Source organism: Kitasatospora misakiensis, assembly GCF_042656005.1.
In the GTDB taxonomy this organism is placed as follows: domain Bacteria; phylum Actinomycetota; class Actinomycetes; order Streptomycetales; family Streptomycetaceae; genus Kitasatospora; species Kitasatospora misakiensis.
Genome location: NZ_JBHSOF010000063.1, coordinates 22,819 through 40,738, shown reverse-complemented (window position 1 = coordinate 40,738; position 17,920 = coordinate 22,819). Strand labels below are relative to the sequence as shown.

12 protein-coding genes, 1 tRNA gene and 2 pseudogenes are annotated in these 17,920 nt (G+C 76.8%); 3 read left to right on the top strand and 12 right to left on the bottom strand.

What is annotated here, in order from left to right; translation table 11 throughout:
* Positions 1 to 181 precede the first annotated feature (181 nt).
* The 5 genes from ACFP3U_RS32485 to ACFP3U_RS32465 all read right to left on the bottom strand — a co-directional run bounded on the left by ACFP3U_RS32485 (position 182) and on the right by ACFP3U_RS32465 (position 5,886).
* Positions 182 to 709 carry a bifunctional DNA primase/polymerase gene (locus tag ACFP3U_RS32485; protein WP_380229339.1) on the bottom strand — a complete coding sequence of 176 codons (528 nt, stop codon included), beginning with the start codon at positions 707 to 709 and terminating at the stop codon, positions 182 to 184.
* Between the two features lie 188 nt (positions 710 to 897).
* Positions 898 to 1,305 (bottom strand): hypothetical protein, encoded by a 408-nt coding sequence (locus tag ACFP3U_RS32480; RefSeq protein WP_380229338.1) that lies wholly within the window; start codon positions 1,303 to 1,305, stop codon positions 898 to 900.
* A gap of 224 nt (positions 1,306 to 1,529) precedes the next feature.
* Positions 1,530 to 2,951, bottom strand: a complete 1,422-nt coding sequence (locus ACFP3U_RS32475; RefSeq protein ID WP_380229337.1) for an AAA family ATPase — start codon at positions 2,949 to 2,951, stop codon at positions 1,530 to 1,532.
* An 8-nt stretch (positions 2,952 to 2,959) separates the two neighbouring features.
* Complete coding sequence (locus tag ACFP3U_RS32470; RefSeq protein WP_380229336.1) at positions 2,960 to 4,612, bottom strand: hypothetical protein; 1,653 nt, start codon at positions 4,610 to 4,612, stop codon at positions 2,960 to 2,962.
* Entirely contained in the window at positions 4,609 to 5,886 is a 1,278-nt protein-coding gene (locus ACFP3U_RS32465; protein WP_380229335.1) for a hypothetical protein, read from the bottom strand. The genes ACFP3U_RS32470 and ACFP3U_RS32465 overlap by 4 nt, the downstream gene beginning before the upstream one ends.
* A 262-nt stretch (positions 5,887 to 6,148) precedes the next feature.
* On the opposite strand from ACFP3U_RS32465, the pseudogene ACFP3U_RS32460 reads away from it, so the two are divergent.
* Positions 6,149 to 6,781, top strand: a pseudogene (locus ACFP3U_RS32460) (histidine phosphatase family protein); the annotation flags it as partial.
* A gap of 131 nt (positions 6,782 to 6,912) precedes the next feature.
* On the opposite strand, the gene ACFP3U_RS32455 reads toward ACFP3U_RS32460, so the two are convergent.
* A complete protein-coding gene (locus ACFP3U_RS32455) occupies positions 6,913 to 8,592 on the bottom strand; it encodes a hypothetical protein (protein WP_380229334.1) in 1,680 nt (559 codons plus the stop codon).
* Positions 8,593 to 8,987: 395 nt separating this feature from the next.
* Here ACFP3U_RS32455 and ACFP3U_RS32450 point away from each other — a divergent pair, with 395 nt between their 5' ends.
* Both ACFP3U_RS32450 and ACFP3U_RS32445 read left to right on the top strand, forming a co-directional pair.
* The gene (locus ACFP3U_RS32450; protein WP_380229333.1) at positions 8,988 to 9,488 is read left to right on the top strand and encodes a hypothetical protein; all 501 of its coding nucleotides are present in this window, start codon (positions 8,988 to 8,990) and stop codon (positions 9,486 to 9,488) included.
* A gap of 94 nt (positions 9,489 to 9,582) precedes the next feature.
* Positions 9,583 to 10,512 carry a spermidine synthase gene (locus tag ACFP3U_RS32445; protein ID WP_380229332.1) on the top strand — a complete coding sequence of 310 codons (930 nt, stop codon included), beginning with the start codon at positions 9,583 to 9,585 and terminating at the stop codon, positions 10,510 to 10,512.
* A gap of 249 nt (positions 10,513 to 10,761) precedes the next feature.
* Here ACFP3U_RS32445 and ACFP3U_RS32440 read toward each other — a convergent pair whose 3' ends face one another.
* The 6 genes and pseudogenes from ACFP3U_RS32440 to ACFP3U_RS32415 form a co-directional block, all read right to left on the bottom strand.
* Positions 10,762 to 11,775 carry a hypothetical protein gene (locus ACFP3U_RS32440; RefSeq protein WP_380229331.1) on the bottom strand — a complete coding sequence of 338 codons (1,014 nt, stop codon included), beginning with the start codon at positions 11,773 to 11,775 and terminating at the stop codon, positions 10,762 to 10,764.
* Positions 11,776 to 11,917: 142 nt separating this feature from the next.
* Positions 11,918 to 12,364, bottom strand: a complete 447-nt coding sequence (locus ACFP3U_RS32435) for a DUF4442 domain-containing protein (protein WP_380229330.1) — start codon at positions 12,362 to 12,364, stop codon at positions 11,918 to 11,920.
* Between the two features lie 177 nt (positions 12,365 to 12,541).
* A tRNA-His gene (locus ACFP3U_RS32430) sits at positions 12,542 to 12,617 on the bottom strand.
* Between the two features lie 157 nt (positions 12,618 to 12,774).
* On the bottom strand, positions 12,775 to 13,377 hold the full coding sequence (orn, locus tag ACFP3U_RS32425) for an oligoribonuclease (protein WP_380229329.1): 603 nt from the start codon (positions 13,375 to 13,377) through the stop codon (positions 12,775 to 12,777).
* Positions 13,378 to 14,240: 863 nt separating this feature from the next.
* Positions 14,241 to 15,236, bottom strand: a pseudogene (locus tag ACFP3U_RS32420) (helix-turn-helix domain-containing protein); the annotation flags it as partial.
* A gap of 1,439 nt (positions 15,237 to 16,675) precedes the next feature.
* Positions 16,676 to 17,794, bottom strand: a complete 1,119-nt coding sequence (locus ACFP3U_RS32415; RefSeq protein ID WP_380229328.1) for an HAD-IA family hydrolase — start codon at positions 17,792 to 17,794, stop codon at positions 16,676 to 16,678.
* Positions 17,795 to 17,920 lie beyond the last annotated feature (126 nt).

Below are 17,920 nucleotides of genomic sequence, written 5' to 3'. Positions count from 1 at the left end.
CCCGCTGATTAAGAGTCAGCTGCTCTAACCAACTGAGCTAGCGGCGCCTGCTGACAGAGAAGACTTTAGCAGCGGGGTGCGGTCCGGCCAAAATCGAATATCCGCACCTCCCGGCCGGTCCCGTCCCGCCGATCCGCTCCCCTCCCGGACCGGGGGGGCCGCCGGGGCCGCCGGGGGCGGCTCAGCCCCGGGCGACCGGCTCGCGGGCCGCCCGTACGCAGGCCCAGAGGGCGACGGAGGCGCCCGGCAGCCACGGCTCCCGGCTCTCCGGGGCGACGATCCACCGCCCGGCGCCCAGCCCCGGCGAGTCCGGGCCGTTCACCATCCGCTGCACCGGCGGCACGGTCACCGCGTCGCCCTGCCCGTGGCAGAGCAGCGGCGGCACGTCCCGGGCCCACTCCTCCCAGGCCAGCAGCCGCCGCAGTCTGGGCGCCGCCCCGGGCTGGACGAACAGCAGGGTCCGCCCCCGGAAGACCGCCACCGGCCCGCAGCCCGGCCCGGAGGCCCACAGCTCGTCCAGTACCCGGCGGCCGAACAGCGCCGGCATGCTGATCACGTCGAAGGCCCGGCCGCAGGGCAGCACCGAGGGTGCCCACGGACGGGACTCCCAGAGGGCGCGCATGCTGCGCGGGTACTCGCTGGCGGAGGCGAGCCAGGCCTCCCCGGCCACGGTCACGTACTCCACCGACTGATAGGTCCAGATGTCCACGGACAGCAGCGTGGGGTGTCCGGGCCGCGGCCGGGAGGGAAAGCTCGGTTTACCGGACAGCGGGCCGGGCATGGGCGTACCCTTCCGCGTCCACCGGCATATGCCAGTGGCGCTGAACCCCCGATCGTCGGCCATCGGGGTGCCGGCCGCCGGCCGCCGGGTGCGGGTCCGCGGCGCCCGGGCGGCGGTCAGTCCTCGTGCCGCCGGGGCTGCAGCAGGCTGCGGCCGTACTCGATCATCTTGGCCGCGTAGTCCGGCGTCCAGTCCGCCCGGCTCGCGATCTCGGTCTCGGAGAGCGCGTCGAACCGGCGCGGGTCCGCCAGCTGCGCGGCCGCGACCGCCTGGAAGTCGGTCGCCCGCTCGGCGGCCGCCCGGAAGGCCAGTGCCAGCTCGGTGGAACGGCGCAGCAGCAGGGCCGGGTCGTCGATCGACTCCAGGTCGAAGAAGCGCTCCGGCTCCGGTTCGTCGGCCTGCGGCTCGAACAGCAGCTGCACCGGACGCTGCCGCCGGCCGGGCGCCGCACCGGCGCCCGCGCCGGGACCGGCCGACACGGCGGGGCCGCTCGGGTCGGACGCCTGCGCGTGGGAGTCGGGCATGGACGGACACCTCCGGGTGCTCGATGGGGGCGGGCGACGGCTGCTCGGGACGGGCGCCGCCCGGTCGTGGCCGTCGTCCATTGTCTCGCGGGGGCGGCCGGTAACGGAACGGTGCGCGTCGAGGCGCTATTCCCGCCGGACGCGCCGGGGGCGTGCGTCCGGCGGTGCCGCGTGGGGGTCGGGCGGGGGCCAGTCGGGGGCCGCGCCGGGGGCCGGGCCGGCGCTCAGAGCCGGCCCAGCCGCACCCGGTGCCCGGACAGGTGGTGCAGCACCCGGTGATTGGCCTCCCAGCCGTCGGGGAAGGCGACCGGAACGCCCAACTGCACCGGTTCGGTGGCCGGATGCTCGTCCAGCAGCTCCGCGATCCCGGCCCGGGCCACCACGATGCAGGCGTGCCGGTGCCGGGAGGCGAGCACGCAGAGCCGGCCGGTCTCCAGGTGGAACGCCGTCGCGTCCGGCCGCCCGGAGAGCGGGTGCAGCACCACCGTGACGTCGTACTCGCGCCCCTGCAGCCGGTTCGCGGTGTCCACCGTCACCGCAGGCCCGGCCGTCGGGTCCACCGGCACCCCCAGCTTGACCAGCGCCGCCCGGACCGCCGCCGCCTGGTCCCGGTGGGCCGTGCCGACCGCGACCCGGTCCGCCGTGAGCGGGGCCGACCCCTGCTCGGAGTGGGCGGTCAGCCCGCGGTCCAGCAGCCGCCGCACGGTCGCCGCCACCGCCGCGACCGCCTGCGGATCGGTCCGCACGGTGTGCCGGGCCGGCAGCTCCAGCAGCGCCCAGCCGTGCTCGGCCGCCCGGTCGATCGCCGCGTCCAGGGCCGAGCCGTCCGGCCGCACCGCCGCGGTCAGTCGACGGTCCTGCGGGCCGGTGCCCGAACGGAACGGCGTGAACGGGTAGAACGCCCCGGAGATCAGCGGCGCCGCGCTGGCCGGCAGCCGCCAGGACACCGGCAGCCGGTGCGGCTCGATCTGCGGGTTGTGGGCGAGCAGGGTGACCACCGCGCTGCTCGACGGGTCGTACGACAGGCCCGCCCACTGCTCGGTGCCGACCACGGTGAACGGGTCCAGCTGGCCCGGGTCGCCGACGAACAGGGCCCGCTCAAACAGCCGCGCCACCGCCAGCAGCGCGTCCGACCGCATCTGGTAGGCCTCGTCGACGATCGCGTGCCGCCACGGCTGCTCGGCGCGCACCCACTGCCACTTGGCCGAGGTGGAGATCACCACGTCCAGCTCGGCGAGCTCGGCGACCTTGTCCGAGGGCGTCACATTGGCGTGCCGCAGCACCTCGGGCCCCGGGCGCGCGTCCGCGGCGTGCAGCCGGCCGATCGTCAGATCGGGCGCCTTGGCGGCCAGCCGGTCGACCAGGTCGTCCACCTGACCGTTGGTCTGGGCGACGATCATCAGCCGCTCCCCGGCGGCCACCAGCTCCCGGGCGGCGCGCACCACCAGGGTGGACTTGCCGGCGCCGGGCGGCGAGTCCACCACGACACCGCGCGGCGCTCCGGTCGCCGGCCGGACGGTCGCCGCGAGGATCCGCGCCACCGCGGCGTCGGCCGCCGCTCCGGGGGCCTGAGCGGTGGTCGCGGGTCCAAGGAGCTGTCCGGAAGCCTGTCCGGGGAGCTGTCCGGCGGTCTGCTCGGTGTTCATCGGCCGGATCACTCCCAGTCCTCGGCGGTGCCGGTCACGGCCGGCAGCGCGGTGACGACGGCCCCGGGCGGGCCGCCGTGCGTCCACGGGGTGTCGTCCGGCTCGGGCAGCGGCGCGGCCTGCCGGACCGTCAGCTCGAACAGCGTGAAGGTGACCCGCTCGCCCGGCTCGGGCAGGCTCCCCGGCTCGGGCTCCTTCTTGCGCCCCATGCCGGACAGCACCCGCACGGTGACGGTGCCCGCCTCCGGGTCGACCGCCGCGATCACGCCCTTCTGCGCCGCCGGGCCCGTGCCCTCCTCCGGCGCCGGGGCCTCCCGGACCCGGTGCACCTCCCGGCCCGGGTCGGCGTGCGGCCGGTCGTCGGTGCGCAGCGTCACCAGCGGGCGCGGCTTGGGGGAGCGGCCGGTGGTGTCGTAGTCCGGCACCACCTCGGTCACCACCCCGCTGAACGCCTCCCCGGAGAGCCGGTGCTCGGCCATCGCCAGCGGGTCGTCCAGGGCCTCCTGGACGTCCAGCCGGGTCTGCTCGCGCTCGCGCTGGGCGAGCTTGCGGGCGGCCGTCACGGCGTCGTCCACCCGGGGTTGCGGGGGTTCGCCGGCCGCCAGCCGGTCCCGGTGGCCGGTGTACGACCAGCGGTCGCCGGTCCAGCGCTGGGGCAGGTGGCCGGCCGGGGGCAGGGCCCGCAGCAGGTCCAGGCCGTGCCAGACGTCGTGCCAGGTCGGCAGCAGCTCCGCGTGCAGGGCGGCGCGCAGCCGCTCGACGGAGACCCGTACGGCCTCCCGGGCCGTCGCGGTGTCCCCCGCGCCGGGGGAGCGCCCGTCGGCCGAGGAGCCCGCGGCCTCGCGCAGGGCCGCCGCGGCGGCGTCGTAGCGGGCGATCGCCGGGGCGAGCACCTTGGCGTCGAACACCGGGTCGGTGGTCGGCCCGGCCGGGGGGTGGACCAGCCGGCCCTCGGCGTTCCGCGCCGTCTCCGCGCGCTCGGCCGCCTCCGCCCCGGTCAGCCCGTCCGGCGGGGTGTGCCAGGCCAGCCGGGCGGCCAGGTGCTGGTCCTCCAGGTGGCTCTGGCCGGTGGCCCAGTGCCGGGCCAGCAGGCCGGTCATCGGCAGCAGCAGGCTGGAACCGGGCACCGTCGCGCGCTCGGCGAGGTGGGTCAGCCAGCGGCCGAGCAGCGGCACCCGGGCGGGGGCGGGGAACGGGCCAGGGTCCTCGTCCTCGGCGGTCCGGCGGAACCGGGTCGAGCGCCCGAGCAGCGCCAGGTACCGCACGCCCCCGCTGTTCGGCACGATCAGCTGCGGCGCGTCCGCGCACAGCTCCCGGACCACCGGCGTCTTCGTCCCGGTCTCCGGGTCCTTCTCGGAGCCCTCGATCAGCTCGACCTCCTCGCCGAAGGACTCCAGGTAGGGCAGCAGATCGGCGGCCAGGTCGGCCAGGAAGTCGGCGCGCAGCGTGCGGTTGAGCGGCTGCGGCACGATGTGCAGCGTCGGGGCGTCCCGGTCGGTGCCGAGCAGCACGGCCAGCGGCGCGCCGTCCTCACCGGCGGAGGTGAGCGGGACGAGCACCATCGGGCGCTCGGACAGGTGCCGGTGGCGGACGGTGGCCAGCGGTTCGGCGCGGCCGCTGCGGACGGCCTCCAGCCGGGCCAGGGTGGAGAGCAGGCTCATCGCCCGGCCTCCGCGCCGGCCGGGACGGCGCGGCCGAGCGCCTCGGCGCGCAGCGCGGCGGCGCGGGCCAGCCGGGCGGCGGCCTCGTCGGCTCCGTCGGCTCCGTCGCCGTCGTCGTGCTCGTTCTCGCGCTCGTCCCCGATCGGCCCGGCCGGGTCGGCGGCGGGGCCGGTGCGGGCCACGGTCAGGGCCTCGGTCACCGTGCGGATGCTGCCCAGCTCGCCCCGGACGCTCCGGCCGAGCTGCTCGACCAAGTCCCCGCAGCGGGCCTGCGCCCGGCAGTGGAAGCCGAGCTCGCAGGTGGAGAGGCAGTCCGGGCTGTACGCGGCGGGCATCGCCTCGACCGACGCCGCCAGCTCCTCCCCGGACCGGGCGGGCGCGCCGCTCGCGTCGGGGGAGAGGTCGAAGTCCGCCCCCGGCGGCAGCATCGCCAGCAGCCGCTCGATGCCGGTCATCCGGCTCAACTGGCGGCGGGTGGTGGCCAGCTCGCGGCGGACGTCCACCGGGACGGCGGTCGGCCGGCTGCCGAAGTCCTCCGGGCAGACCAGCAGCACACTCGTCCGGGGACTGCCCGGCAGCCGCTGCTCGGCGTACGGGTCCGGGTCCACCGCCTGCCCGGCCAGCGCCGCGGCGGCCTCCTGGAGGGCCAGTACGTAGACGGCGGCCTGGCGGGCGGCGGCGCCCACCTTGCCCGGGTCCGCCGTCCCGTCCAGCACCGGGAAGGACTTGATCTCGATCACGGTGCAGCGGCCGCCGTGCACCACGACGGCGTCCGGCTCCAGGTAGGCGGTGGAACCGGCCACGTCCAGCCGCAGCATCGGGTGGTCCAGCAGCGTCCAGGCGTGCGGGTCGGCGGCCGCCTCCGCGAGCGCGGCCGTCGTCCGGTCGGCCCGGACCGCCGGACCGGAGGAGCGGAGCAGGTCCGGCACCAGGAGCGGACCGCCCTCGTCGGACAGGCCGAGCCGGTGGCGCAGCGGTTCAAGGAGCGCCGCGTAGCCGTTCTCCTTCAGCCGGGCCTCGAAGACGACGCCGCGCGCCAGCGCGAACGGCGACCGGCCGAAGGGGGCGGGGCGGCCGAGGCGGGCGGCCAGCGCCGCCTTGTCCACTCCGGCCGCGTCCAGCACGGCGCGGCGCCGGCACCCCGGATTGGCGGCCAGGGCGGCGAGGGCACGGGCGTTCAGACTGCGCTGCGGCGCCGGTCCGCGCAGCTCGGCGAGCCGCTGGGCGAGCGGCTCCGCCGGCCCGCGGAGCGGGGCGTTCGTCGAGACGTTCATGGTGCGGCCCAGTGTCGCATCCGGCTCCGACAATCCGGCCCGAACCGGCCGTTGGCGACGAACGGGCGGCTGCCGGACGGATCGCCGCCCCTCCGCCGGGCAGCCGCTCCGAGCCGGGTCCTGTGCCGCTCCGCCCCGGCGGCCCGACGGGACGGGGGCCGGAGGCCGGGATCGTGGGCGGTCCGCCCGTGGGGGATCATGGAAGCCGGTGCTCGATGGCGAGGCCGACCGTTGACACCGCCCCGATCGCGAGGAGCCTGCCATGCCCGCCCGAATCCTGCTGGTCCGCCACGGCGAGACCGACTGGTCGGCGACCGGCCGCCACACCGGCCGCACCGACATCCCGCTCACCGAGGAGGGCCGCGCGATGGCCCGGGCGCTCGGCGTCCGGCTCGCCGGGGCGCCCTGGAACGGCCTGCCCGACGCCCTCGTGTTCACCAGCCCGCTCGGCCGGGCCAAGGAGACCTGCGCCCTGGCCGGCCTCGGCGACCGGGCCGTGGACCGCCCCGAGCTGCTGGAGTGGGACTACGGCCAGTACGAGGGCCGGACCGGCGCCGACATCCGCGCCACCGACCACCCCGGCTGGCTGATCTGGCGCGACGGCGTCCCCGGCGGCGAGAAGCTCTCCGACGTCGCCGCCCGGGTCGACGCCCTCCTCGCCGACCTCAACACCGAGCACGGCGTGCCGGAGCCGGACACCACGGTCATGCACTGCGCCGACCGCGACGTCGTGCTCTTCGCCCACGGCCACCTGCTGCGCATCCTGACCGCCCGCTGGCTCGGCCTGCCGCCCGAGTACGCCCAGCGGTTCAAGCTCGGCACCGCCGCGCTCTGCATCCTGTCCTGGGAGTACGGCGCCCCGGCGGTCGAGCTCTGGAACGACCAGGGCCACCTGGAGACCCTCAAGCACTGGGCCGGCCTGTCGGCGGGCCGGGGGGCGGTCGGCGCCGGGCCGTGCGCCGATCGCGCCCCGGCCGCGCGCCGACAGCCGGCCGGGGCGCGGCCCGGGGCGCGGCCCGGGGAGGCTCAGGCGGCCGCCGTCGCCGCGCCGTACGCGGCCAGGAACCGCCCGACCTCCGGCACCCGCCGGTGCTGCCGCAGCCGCTGCGCGGTGTCCGCGAGCATCGAACGGATCCGCGCCGAGCGGACGTCGCCGAACAGCGCGACGGCGGCCGACCCGTGCGCCGCCGCACCCGCCAGATCGCCCCGGCCGAGCCGGTCGTGGGCGAGTTCGGCGGTGTACAGCACCCGGTTGCGGACGAAGTGCGGCTTCTGGAGCGCTATGGCCAGAGTGGCGCGCTCGCTCGCCCGGTCCCAGTCCCCGAGGGCGGACCAGCACTGGGCCTGCAGTCCGGCGAGTTCGGCCTCGCCGAAGAACGACATCCACTCCGGGTCGGCCTCGGAGGGCCCCTGCTCGAACAGTCGGCAGGCCCGCCCGATCGCCCGCTCGCAGGCGCCGCGGTCCTGCAGCAGCGCCCAGCCGCCGGCCTCGCGCATCGCGAGCAGCGCGAGCAGCCGGGCCGAGTGGAGCTCCCGGGCGGCGGACTGCCCGGCCTGGGCGGCGCGCAGCGCCTCCCGGGGGCGCCCGGCGTCGCGGGCGAGGAAGGCGCTGTTGCAGAAGACGTGCGCCTCCAGCGCGGCGTCGCCGGCCATCCGCGCGGTGGCCAGCGCCTCGGCGTAGTACGAGCGGGCGTCCGCGAGCCGGTTCGAGTCGTGCGCCAACCAGCCGACCGAGATGGCGAGTTCACCGGCGCTCGCCTGCAGCCTGCGCTCGGTCTCGGTGGAGTACTCGCAGGCGTCGAGCAGGACGTAGGCGGACCGCAGCGAGCGGCCGGCCTGCTCGAACAGCGCGTCGCCGCCGTGCGCGTCGTCGGCCAACCGGATGTCCCGGACGGCCTGTTCGACGCCGAACACCTCGGCCGCGCCGACCTTGCGGGGCAGCGGAACCGGTCCGGGCCGGCCGGGCACGACGCCGGCCTCCGGCCCGGGGTGGGCGACCGCGGCCCGCCCGGTGGCCCCGGGGGCGGCCGCTCCGTAGGGGGATGCGGCGGCCGGGGCGGGCCGGTCGATGCCGATCACGGTGGCCAGCGCGGCAGGGCCGCCGGCCAGGAACGTACGGCGACGCACGTCGTCGTTCTCCTCGTCGGGATGGTGCGGTTCGTCGGGCCCCCGGGGCGCCGTCGCGAACCTCGGCACCGGGGCCCCGACCGGTGGGGGCGGTTCCGCGTACGGCCAGGCAGCGTACGGGAGTTGGGTGGAGAGCGGCGAGCGGGGGGCGGGCACGGGCGGGAACGGCGGGTAGAGCGGCGGTGGCGTACCGCCGCTCCACCCGGCCCCGGACCACGCCTCGGGGCCTGGACCGGGCCCGAAAGCAGCCCCGGGACCGACCCTGGGAGCGGCCCCGCCCCCGCCGCCGTCCGTCGAGCGGCGCCGGACGGCGGTGCGGGGGGCGAAGCCGAGTTCGGTCAGCGAGCGGTCCGGCCACATGTGCCGGAACACCCGCTCGTAGGCGTAGTTGGGGCAGCGGATCTCGCCGGACTCGACCCGCCCGACGTACCGGGCGTCGCACGAGACGTGCTCGCCGATCTCGCGGGCCGCCCGGCGCACGGCCATGGCGAACTCGCCCGGCGAACGGTCGCCGCGCAGGGCGCGCATCACGGCGTTGGGTGACGGGCGGTTCGGCTCGGCCGGTGGGGTGGCTGCCATGGTGCGCTCCGTGGTGCTGCGGGGTGCTACGGGGTGGTGGTGCCGGGGTCGGGCGGCGGTGGGGCGGCGGTGGGGCGGCGGGGGTGCCCGGCCACGAGAGGGTCCGATGGGGCCCGACGGACCGCCGGGCGCGGCACCGAGAGTACCCGGAGTCACCGATCGGCCACAGTGCGTTGGTGGATGATGTGCCACCAATTCCGGGCAAAACGGGCATAGTTGCCGGGATCTGCCATGAAATGCCATGCCTTGCTGTAAGGCGCCCCGTGGCCTCGGGCGCCCGCCCGGCGTTGTGCTGGTACGTGGAAGCCCCGGCCGCCGCCCCCTGCCGCACCCCAGCGGCACCCCCCACCCCGGGCGGTGCGGCTTCCATCCCCGACGAGGTGACAGGAGGGCCGATGCCGGCCACTGGAGTACCGCAGTACCGCCGCCTGGTCGCCGGAGGGATGCCGGCCGCGGCCGCCCCCGCTCTGCTGCCCGAGTCCGCCGACGACCGCGGCCCCGGCCGCCCCTCGTCCGGCGGCGGCCTGTCCCGCCGCCCGGCCGCCGACCCGGACCGCGTCCTCGTCGCCGCGTACGACACCGTGACCGTCGCCCTGCGGCACGGGCTGGAGGCGGTCGACATCCTGCGCCTGCGGCGGGCCTGCGGCGCCGTCCTGCAGAGCCGCAACGGCGCCACCGTCTCCTTCCTCGTCCCGCCCGGCACCTCGGCGACCTGGCACCTCCCCGGCAGCTCCTGTACGGCGGGCGCCCAACTGCCGCCCGCCACCGACCCGCGCTGGGTGATGCCCCCGGCCGGCTCCGAGTGCGCCGTCCGCCCCACCGACGCCTGGGTCCTCCGCTCGGCCCTCTGCGAGGCCGCCTGCACCCTCACCGCGGGCGGCCTCGGCCCGTTCTGAGACCCCCGTCTTCTGGGACCCCCGTCTTCTGAGGCCCCCGCCCCACCGCGGCCGGCCTGCGGGACCTCCCCGCACGGCGGCGATAATGGCCGGTATGGGACGAAGCAACCGAGCCGGCCGCACCGCGGACCGGGGCCGCGCCACCGCGGAGGACACCCCGGCCGCCACCGGCCCCGGGGGCCGCACCCACGCGCAGGGGCCGCTCAGCCGCGCCGTCGACTCCGGCCTCGCCGAACTCCGCCCCGACCGCGACCGCCCCGCCGCCTGGTCGCTGCTGATCGACGGCGCGCCACAGTCCCTGGTCGACCTCGCCGACCCCACCCACCTGGGCTTCGAGTACCAGCGCCGGCTCGGCCACCTCGTCGACCTGGTCGCCCCGCCCGGCCGCCCGCTCACCGTCCTCCACCTCGGCGGCGGCGCCCTCACCCTGGCCCGCTACGTCGCCGCCACCCGCCCGCGCTCGCGCCAGCAGGTCGCCGAGATCGACACCGCGCTCACCGACCTGGTCCGCACCGAACTCCCGCTGGAGCGCGGCTGGCAGGTCAAGGTGCGCGGCGCGGACGCCCGCAGCGTGCTGGAGCGCACCCCCGAGGGCGCCGTCGACCTGGTGATCGCCGACGTCTTCTCCGGCGCCCGGGTGCCCGCCCACTGCACCACCGTCGAGTTCACCGCGCTGGCCGCGCGCGCCCTGGCCCCCGGCGGCTGGTACGCCGTCAACATCGCCGACGGTTCGGCGCTGCCGTTCGCCCGCTCCCAGGTGGCCACCCTCGGCGCGGTCTTCCCCGAGCTCTGCCTGGTCGCCGACCCGGCGGTGCTGCGCGGCAAGCGCTTCGGCAACCTGGTGCTGGCCGCCGCGCACAGCCCGCTCCCGGTGGCCGAGCTCGGCCGCAGGGTGGCCTCCGACGCGGCCCTCGGCCGGGTCGAACACGGCCGCGCCCTGGCCGACTTCGCCGCCGGCGCCACCCCGGCCACCGACGCCGCCGCCACCCCGTCCCCGGCCCCACCCCCGGGCGTCTTCCGGTAGGGCCTGCCTGGCCGATCTTGCCGGGTGCGCGACGCCGGGCAAGATCGGCCGGGCGCCCGCCCGGATCAATGGGGGTGCCTCCCGGCCGGAGGCTGGGGGAGCCGCGCGCCGATCCGCCAAGATCGGCCGGACCGGGCTTAGCGCCGTCACGGTCGCGCACGACGCCTCCCGCCCGGCTAGGCCGGGGAAGCCGGCGCGAGTGCGCTGTCGGCCATGGGGCCCGTCGGTCTGGTCCGGTCCGGTCCGGGCTCAGTGTCCCTTCGGCAGGCCCCGGTGCTTGTACATCGCGGCGCCGGTCAGGACCAGCCCGGCCGCGATCGGGGCGAGGACGGCGGTCGCGGTGCCGGCGGCGTCGTGCGCGACCGTGACGGCGGCCGTCGTCGTGGTGCGTCCGGCGGGTGCGGCCGCCGTGCCGAACGCCGGGGCGCCGGCCGCGGCGGGGCTGCCCTCCCGTCCGGCCGCCGGGCCGCTCCCGGTGCCGGCCGGGTCGGGGTGTCCTGCGCTGGGTGCCTGGGAGTGGTCCGGCGAGGCGGGGGCGGGGGGCGGGGCGGCCGGACGGTGTTGGTCGCCGCCGGTCCGCCCGGTCCGGGAGCCCTCGCCGACCCGCGCGGACCCGCCCGACGACCCGTCGGCCGGCTCGCCGCGGGTGGCGCGCGCCTCGGTGGGGCGGGACTGGGCGGGCACGGTACTCAGCAGCCCGAAGGCGATCGCGAACGCGTCGGGCACGGCGGCCCGCTGCCCCGGCAGGGGGAGTCCGCCGGCCCGGATCCGGTCCTGGAGCACGCCGCTGACGGTGAGGGGCGCGCCGTCCGGCTCCGGCGTGGTGCCGACAGCCTCGGGGGTACGCGCCGACGGCGTGCTCCCCGGCGCGGGGTCGGGCAGCCCGTCGAGCAGCCCGGCAGGCGGGTTCTGCCCGGCCGGGTTCGGCACGGGCGGCGGACCCGGCTCGGCGGACGGTGTGCGGGCGGTGGGCGCAGCCGGTCCGCCACCCCGGACGTCGGCCGGGCGTCCGGCTGACGGGCCGTCGGCGGGTGCTCCGTCGCCGGTCAGGGCCCGGCCGACGGCCCGGCCGGCCGGTTCGGGGAGCGGTTCGGTGCCGGCCGCGCAGGCGCCGGGGGCACCGAACCCCCAGAGCTGCGCGAGGAGTGCCCCGCCGGCCGCGACGGTCCGCGGCCGGGGCAGCCACCGCCGGGTCGGACGCCGGCCGCCGCCGACGGTCCGTCGGGCGGGTTCCGGTCCGTTGGTCGCATGATTGGCTCGCACGTGAATCGAGAACGAGCGGGCGGGCCGTGAGGTCACGGCCACCGTCACGGACAGTCATCGCGACCCGGCCGACCGCCCCCGCCCCGGGCCGGCGTGGGGCCGGGGGTGTGCCGGGGCCGTGCCGGCGTCGGGCCTGCCGGACTCAGGAGTTCGGGCGCAGCGTCCAGATCACCGTCATGACACCGGTCACCGCGCCGTCGGCCCGGGTGATCTCGACGGTCACCGGGAACTCGGGGCGCTCGCCCTTGTCGAGCTCGGCGACGATCTCGGCGGCGGGCCGGCCGAGCACCGCGGTGGCCGTGACGACGCCCATGGCGAGCTTCTTGTAGGCGATCTCGGCGCTCACCGCGAGCGGCACCGCGCGCGAGAGCTGGTCGCCGAAGGCGGCCAGGACGATGCAGCCGCTGGCCGACTCGGCGAGGGTGAACATCGCGCCGGCATGCGGGCCGCCCACGTGGTTGTGGTACTCGGCCTGGTCCGGCAGCCGGAGCACGGCGCGCTCGGGGCTGGTCTCCAGGTACTCCAGCTTGAGGGTCCGTGCCATCGGCACGGTGGAGTCGAGCAGCTGGCCGATCGAAGGTGTCGTCATGGCGGCAACGTTACTAGCCGGTAGCTTCTGGCGGCAGGCCCGTGGCCGGGGAAAAAGATGAGACGCGGACCACGGTGGGACGCACGTCACACCACCCCGTCCAGGCCGTCGCCGATGTGAGGGAACGCGAAAAAGCCTTAAGGGTCGGTCTTTTGACAAGACCGACCCTTAAGGATCTGGGGTGAGTGACGGGACTCGAACCCGCGGCCACCTGGACCACAACCAGGTGCTCTACCAACTGAGCTACACCCACCATCTGTCCGGCCCGTTCCCGCTCTTCGCGTTCCCGTTCCGACAGGAAGAACTCTACAGGATCCGAGAGGGTGCTCGCGCCAGGGTTTCGTTCTCCCACCCCGGCCGGACGTCCGGACACCCGGACGCCCGACCGGGGCGGGCCATGGCCGGACGGGTCAGCCCGCCGACGCCTGGTACTTCTCGGCGATCGCGCGGGCGGTGTCGGTGTCCGGGCCGGGCTGCGCGACGAACACCGCCTCGCGGTAGTAGCGCAGTTCGTCGATGCTCTCCCGGATGTCGGCGAGCGCCCGGTGGTTCCCGCCCTTCTGCGGGCTGTTGTAGTACGCCTTCGGGTACCAGCGGCGGGCCAGCTCCTTGATCGAGGAGACGTCCACGATCCGGTAGTGCAGGTGGCTCTCCAGGGCGGGCATGTCCCGGCTCAGGAAGCCGCGGTCGGTGGCCACCGAGTTCCCGCACAGCGGCGTGCGCCCGGCCTCCGGCGCGTGCTCGCGCACGTAGGCGAGGACCAGCGCCTCCGCCTCGGCGAGGGTGACGCCGTGCTCCAGCTCGTCCAGCAGCCCCGACGAGGTGTGCATCGCCCGCACCACGTCGGGCATGTTCGCCAGCGCCTCTGCGGGCGGGCGGACGATGACGTCGACACCCTCACCGAGGATGTTGAGCTCGGAGTCCGTCACCAGCGCCGCGACCTCGACCAGGGCGTCCCGGTCGAGGTCGAGGCCTGTCATTTCACAGTCGATCCATACCAAACGGTCATTCACGCCACTCACCCTACGGCGCGATCACGCGCCGCGGGCACCGAGGGAGCCGAGCGGGGCGCCGGGGCGAAGCCCTCGGAACCGTGCTCCTCCGGGGTGTGGCCGTCCGCCTCCCGTGCCTCGCGGGGCTCCCGGACCTCCCGGACCTCCCGGCCGGGGTGTCCGGAGGGGTGCGCCGGGCGGGCGTCCCGTCCCGTGCGCGCCTCGCGGGGCTCCCGGGCCTCAGCCGCGGCGCTCCGGCCGCCCTGCGGACGCAGCTGACCCGCCCGGGCCTGCCGGGCCCTGGCCTCCGCCGTCCCGCCCGGGGCGGCGGCCGGCAGCCGCCCGCCGGGTGCGCCGTGCACCCGCCCGGCGGAACCCGCGGGGGAGTCGTCCTGCGGCCGGTCGGCCGCGTTCCGGTGCCCCTGGCCCTGGCCGCGCGCCCCCGGCTGCGAGTGCCCGTCCTCGGCGGCGGCGTGCTCCGCCGTCCGGGGCGGCCGGCCCGCGCCGGGCCCGGGCTGCGCCGGAACGATCGGCGGACGCGCCGGGCCGCGCCCGGCCCCCGGCTGCCCGGGGTGCGCCTGATGCCCGGCCGCCTGGTGCGGGTACGGCTGCCCGGCCCGCGCGTGAACGCCCTGGCCGGACGGCTGCCCGTGCTGGCCCGGATGCGCGGCGGCACCCGGCCCGCCCGGGAAGCCCGGGGCCGCGGCCGACCCGTGCCCGCCCGGCAGGCCGTGCCCGCCGAGCGCCGGATGCCCGCCGAGCGCGCCATGCTGACCCGGGACCGCCCCGCCGACCGAGGCCGCCGCCGTGGCGGGCGAACCGACCGCACCGGACGACCGGAGGTCACCGCCCGCCGACCCGGCCGACACCTGGGAGGGCGCACCGGGCCGCCGGGCCCGGTAGCTCGTCCGGTACGCGGCCGGCGAGACCCCGAGCTGGCGGCGGAAGTGCCCGCGCAGCGCCACCGGCGACCGGAAGCCGCAACGGCGCGCGACATCGTCCACCGACAGCTCCGAGGTCTCCAGCAGCCGCTGCGCCTGCAGCACCCGCTGGGTGATCAGCCACTGCAACGGGGCGCTGCCGGTCAGCGTGCGGAACCGCCGGTCGAAGGTCCGCCGGCTCATGTAGGCGCGGGCCGCCAGCACCTCGACGTCGAACTGCTGGTTGAGGTTCTCCAGCGCCCAGGTGACCACCTCGGCGAGCGGGTCGTTGCCGATCTCCTCCGGTAAAGACTGATCGATGTACTGGGCCTGTCCTCCGCCGCTGCGCCGGCTCGGCACCACCAGACGGCGGGCGAGCGCGTTGGCCGCCTCGGCGCCGTGGTCGCTGCGCACCACGTGCAGGCAGAGGTCGATCCCGGCGGCGGTGCCGGCCGAGGTCAGCACGTCGCCGTCGTCGACGAACAGTTCGCGCGGGTCCACGTGCACCCGCGGGTAGCGCTTGGCCAGGGTCGGCGCGTACATCCAGTGCGTGGTCGCCGGGCGGCCGTCCAGCAGACCGGCGGCGGCCAGGACGAACGCGCCGGTGCACAGGCCGATGATCCGGGCGCCCTCGTGGTGCGCCTTCCGCAGCGCGGTGATCGCCTCGACCGGCGGCGGCTGCGAGATCGAGCGCCAGGCCGGGACGACGATCGTGCCCGCCCGGGCCAGCGCCTCCAGCCCGTACGGGGCGGAGAGGGTGAGGCCGCCGGTGGTGGCGAGCGGGCCCTCCTCGCCGGCGCAGACCAGCAGGCGGTAGCGCGGCACGCCGGCGTCCTGGCGGTCGACGCCGAAGACCGAGAGCGGGATCGAGCTCTCGAAGATCGGTGCGCCGCCGAAGATCAGGACGGCGACGGTCTCCCGGCGGCGACGGCCGGAGAGCTTGCGCGGCGCGGCGGCCATCGCGGGCGCCGAGGAGCCGTTGAGACCGGCGCCGGGGCCGCCGTGGCCGCCGGGACCGTGGCCCGCCGGGCCGTGCCCGGTGACGCCGAGGCCGAGCGACCCGGTGGGCAGCCCGCCGGCGCCCATCGCCCCGACCATGCCGTGGGCGACCGCGCCGAGGCCGGCGCCGGGGTTCCCCGGCGCGGCGAAGGCGGCGGACGGGCCGGCGGCGAAGGCCGCGAAGCCGCTCTCGGGACCGGCGTGGCCGGTCGGGTGGCTCTGGCCGTACCCGTTGCCGGGGTGGCCGCTCTGGTGTCCGCTCTGGTGCCCGCCGGAATGGCCGGTAACCGACGCCCCGGTCCGGCCGTCCGGACCCGCGCCGTACCCGCCCCCGTGGCTGACGGAGGGTCGGCTGACGGGGCGTCCGCCGTGCTCCGGGGCGGCCGGGAAGGACGGGGAGCCCGCGCCCGAGGGTGTGCCCGAACCGGCCGGGACTCCTGATGCGGATGTTGCACCCGGGACTGTCGGGGCCGCAGGGGAGTGGGAGGGGTACGAGGCGGTGCCGGAGTGACGGGTGTTGGCGGCGGAGGCCTGGGAGCCGGTGCCTCTCGCGGAACGGCCCGCGCTACCGGCCACGGCCTGGCCGCTGTCAGGACCCGCGTCGCTCCTGCTCACCCTGCTCAAGGCGCTCAAGCCCCCTCGGTGGTGTGGTGTGGTGGTGCGGCACTGCTAGCCAAGATCGAATCTATCGGGTGGACCGTTGCCGTTGTGACAAGTTCACCATCCGACGCTATGTCGACATGGCAATTTGGCGTGATGCATTCGATCACGAAGCGTGGCACCCGTCGACCCTTCTGGGAAGAGGGTCGGTGCAACGGTGGCTGGTTGTCGCGGGACCGGTCCTGGGGCGTCCGGCTCCGACGCACCCGGCCGGTGCGCCTGGGCTGCGCATTTGCCCAAGGGCAGGGGACCCGGGCGAGATTGACCGAAAATAGGCGGTGCACGCAAGGGCGCACGGCCCCGAAGTGTGCGCCTCCCAGGCTTCATCCGGCCAGTGCCTGAGCCGGAGAGCGGGAACCGGTGGCCTCGCGCTCCCACCCCTCCGCGGAGATCACCGCCGGCTCGAACCGGCCAAAGGCGACATTGCCGTGCACACGCCGGGTCGGATCCGGGGGAGGTGGGCCGGTGGTCCCGCCGCGCGGCAGCGCCGGCGCGTGCACGAACTGGCCTGATGGCTGCCGGAACTGACGGATCCGATTACGGGGCCTGGGCGTCGGCCTGTTCTGACGCCGCCTGCTGACGACCGGTGAGACGGTTCGACGTCGACCGGTCCGCTTTGGTGGGTGGTGAGTCGTGCGTGGTGGGCCGCGAGCCGTGGGCGGCGCGGTGCCGGGCCGGCACCGCGCGCCGGGTGGCGCAGCTCCCCGGTCCGGCCGGGCCCGTGTGCGGCCCGCGGCCCGCTATCCGGCGCGGGCCGGGAGCGCGACGACCACCACCGGTGACGTCGGCGCGGGGCGGTCAGTGGCGTCCTGGGCAAACTCGTCGGACCGGTTTCGGACAGCGGATCCGGCCTCGGAGCGGGACGAGCCATCGCCGTCGTCGTGCGGGCGAGAAGGCGCATGCCCGCCGTCAGGGGCGGACGCCAGGAACTTCACGCCGTTGCGCGCGCCGCTCTGCGCCGCCGAGCCCCGCCCCACTACCGGCCCGCCCTGTGCCCCGCTCACGACCGGCGTATCCGCATCCCCACGCACCGGACTCGGGACGGCGGCTGCCGCGACCGCCGCGACCGCCGTCCTGCCGGCGCCGACCGCACGATCACGCCGGTGCGCGACACTCGCGGCACCCATGGAGGCCACGGCCGGCCGCCGCCGCGCCCCCGGTTCGCCCACCCAGGCGCCGGGTCGGGGCGACGGAGCTGTGCGGGCGGCCAGCACCTGCCCGACGGCCTCCGGCAGACCGGCCGCCTTGAGGGTGGGCCGGTAACCGGGTTCGGCCCACGGGCGGCCGTGGTGCAGCCAGACGCTCCGCAGTCCGGCCAACTCGGCGCCGGCGATGTCCGCAGGGGCGTGGTCGCCGATCATCCAGGTGTGCGTCGCCCAGTCCCCGGTCGGCGCGACGCCGCACCGCTGCGCCGCGATCTCGAAGATCAGCGGGTCCGGCTTGAGGCAGGCGGCCTCCTCGGATATCACCCAGCCGTCGACCATCGGCCCGAGGCCGGTCCGCCGGATCTTCTCCAGCTGGGGCCCGGTGCTGCCGTTGCTGACGATGCCGAGCGTCCACCCGGCGGCGCGCGCCGCCCGCAGCGCGTCGATGTTGCGGGTCGGGCAGTGGATATGGGCGTTGATGCCGCGCCGGTAGTGGGCGAGCAGCCGGTCGAGCGACTCGTCCAGGCCGTAGCGGCGGCGGGCGGCGGAGAGTACGGTGCTGCGCGGCACGTAGCCGCCGCCGTCGATGGTGACGAGCCAGTCGACGTCAGCGGGCGGCAGGGCCCGTTCGATCAGAAAATCCTGAGCCCAGGCCCGGAATGCGGCGTCCCTGGGGAGCAGCGTGTTGTCGAGGTCGAGCAGGAGCAGGGGCATGCCGAGCATGGTGCCAGCGGCCCTTCCTATGCACCTGGCAAATGCCAGAGGCCGTCGCGAACCCGTACGCATTGGCTGAAACGGGTACCGGGAACCGTGCCCCGTCGGCGGCCCCCGACGGCCCTC

What these genes read in the sequence shown, in the direction of transcription:
- ACFP3U_RS32455 (WP_380229334.1), bottom strand. Translation starts at nt 8,592, where the DNA reads ATGGCAGCCACCCCACCGGCCGAGCCGAACCGCCCGTCACCCAACGCC.
- ACFP3U_RS32445 (WP_380229332.1), top strand. Translation starts at nt 9,583, where the DNA reads ATGGGACGAAGCAACCGAGCCGGCCGCACCGCGGACCGGGGCCGCGCC.
- ACFP3U_RS32470 (WP_380229336.1), bottom strand. Translation starts at nt 4,612, where the DNA reads ATGAGCCTGCTCTCCACCCTGGCCCGGCTGGAGGCCGTCCGCAGCGGC.
- ACFP3U_RS32450 (WP_380229333.1), top strand. Translation starts at nt 8,988, where the DNA reads ATGCCGGCCACTGGAGTACCGCAGTACCGCCGCCTGGTCGCCGGAGGG.
- ACFP3U_RS32465 (WP_380229335.1), bottom strand. Translation starts at nt 5,886, where the DNA reads ATGAACGTCTCGACGAACGCCCCGCTCCGCGGGCCGGCGGAGCCGCTC.
- ACFP3U_RS32415 (WP_380229328.1), bottom strand. Translation starts at nt 17,794, where the DNA reads ATGCCCCTGCTCCTGCTCGACCTCGACAACACGCTGCTCCCCAGGGAC.
- ACFP3U_RS32475 (WP_380229337.1), bottom strand. Translation starts at nt 2,951, where the DNA reads ATGAACACCGAGCAGACCGCCGGACAGCTCCCCGGACAGGCTTCCGGA.
- ACFP3U_RS32480 (WP_380229338.1), bottom strand. Translation starts at nt 1,305, where the DNA reads ATGCCCGACTCCCACGCGCAGGCGTCCGACCCGAGCGGCCCCGCCGTG.
- ACFP3U_RS32435 (WP_380229330.1), bottom strand. Translation starts at nt 12,364, where the DNA reads ATGACGACACCTTCGATCGGCCAGCTGCTCGACTCCACCGTGCCGATG.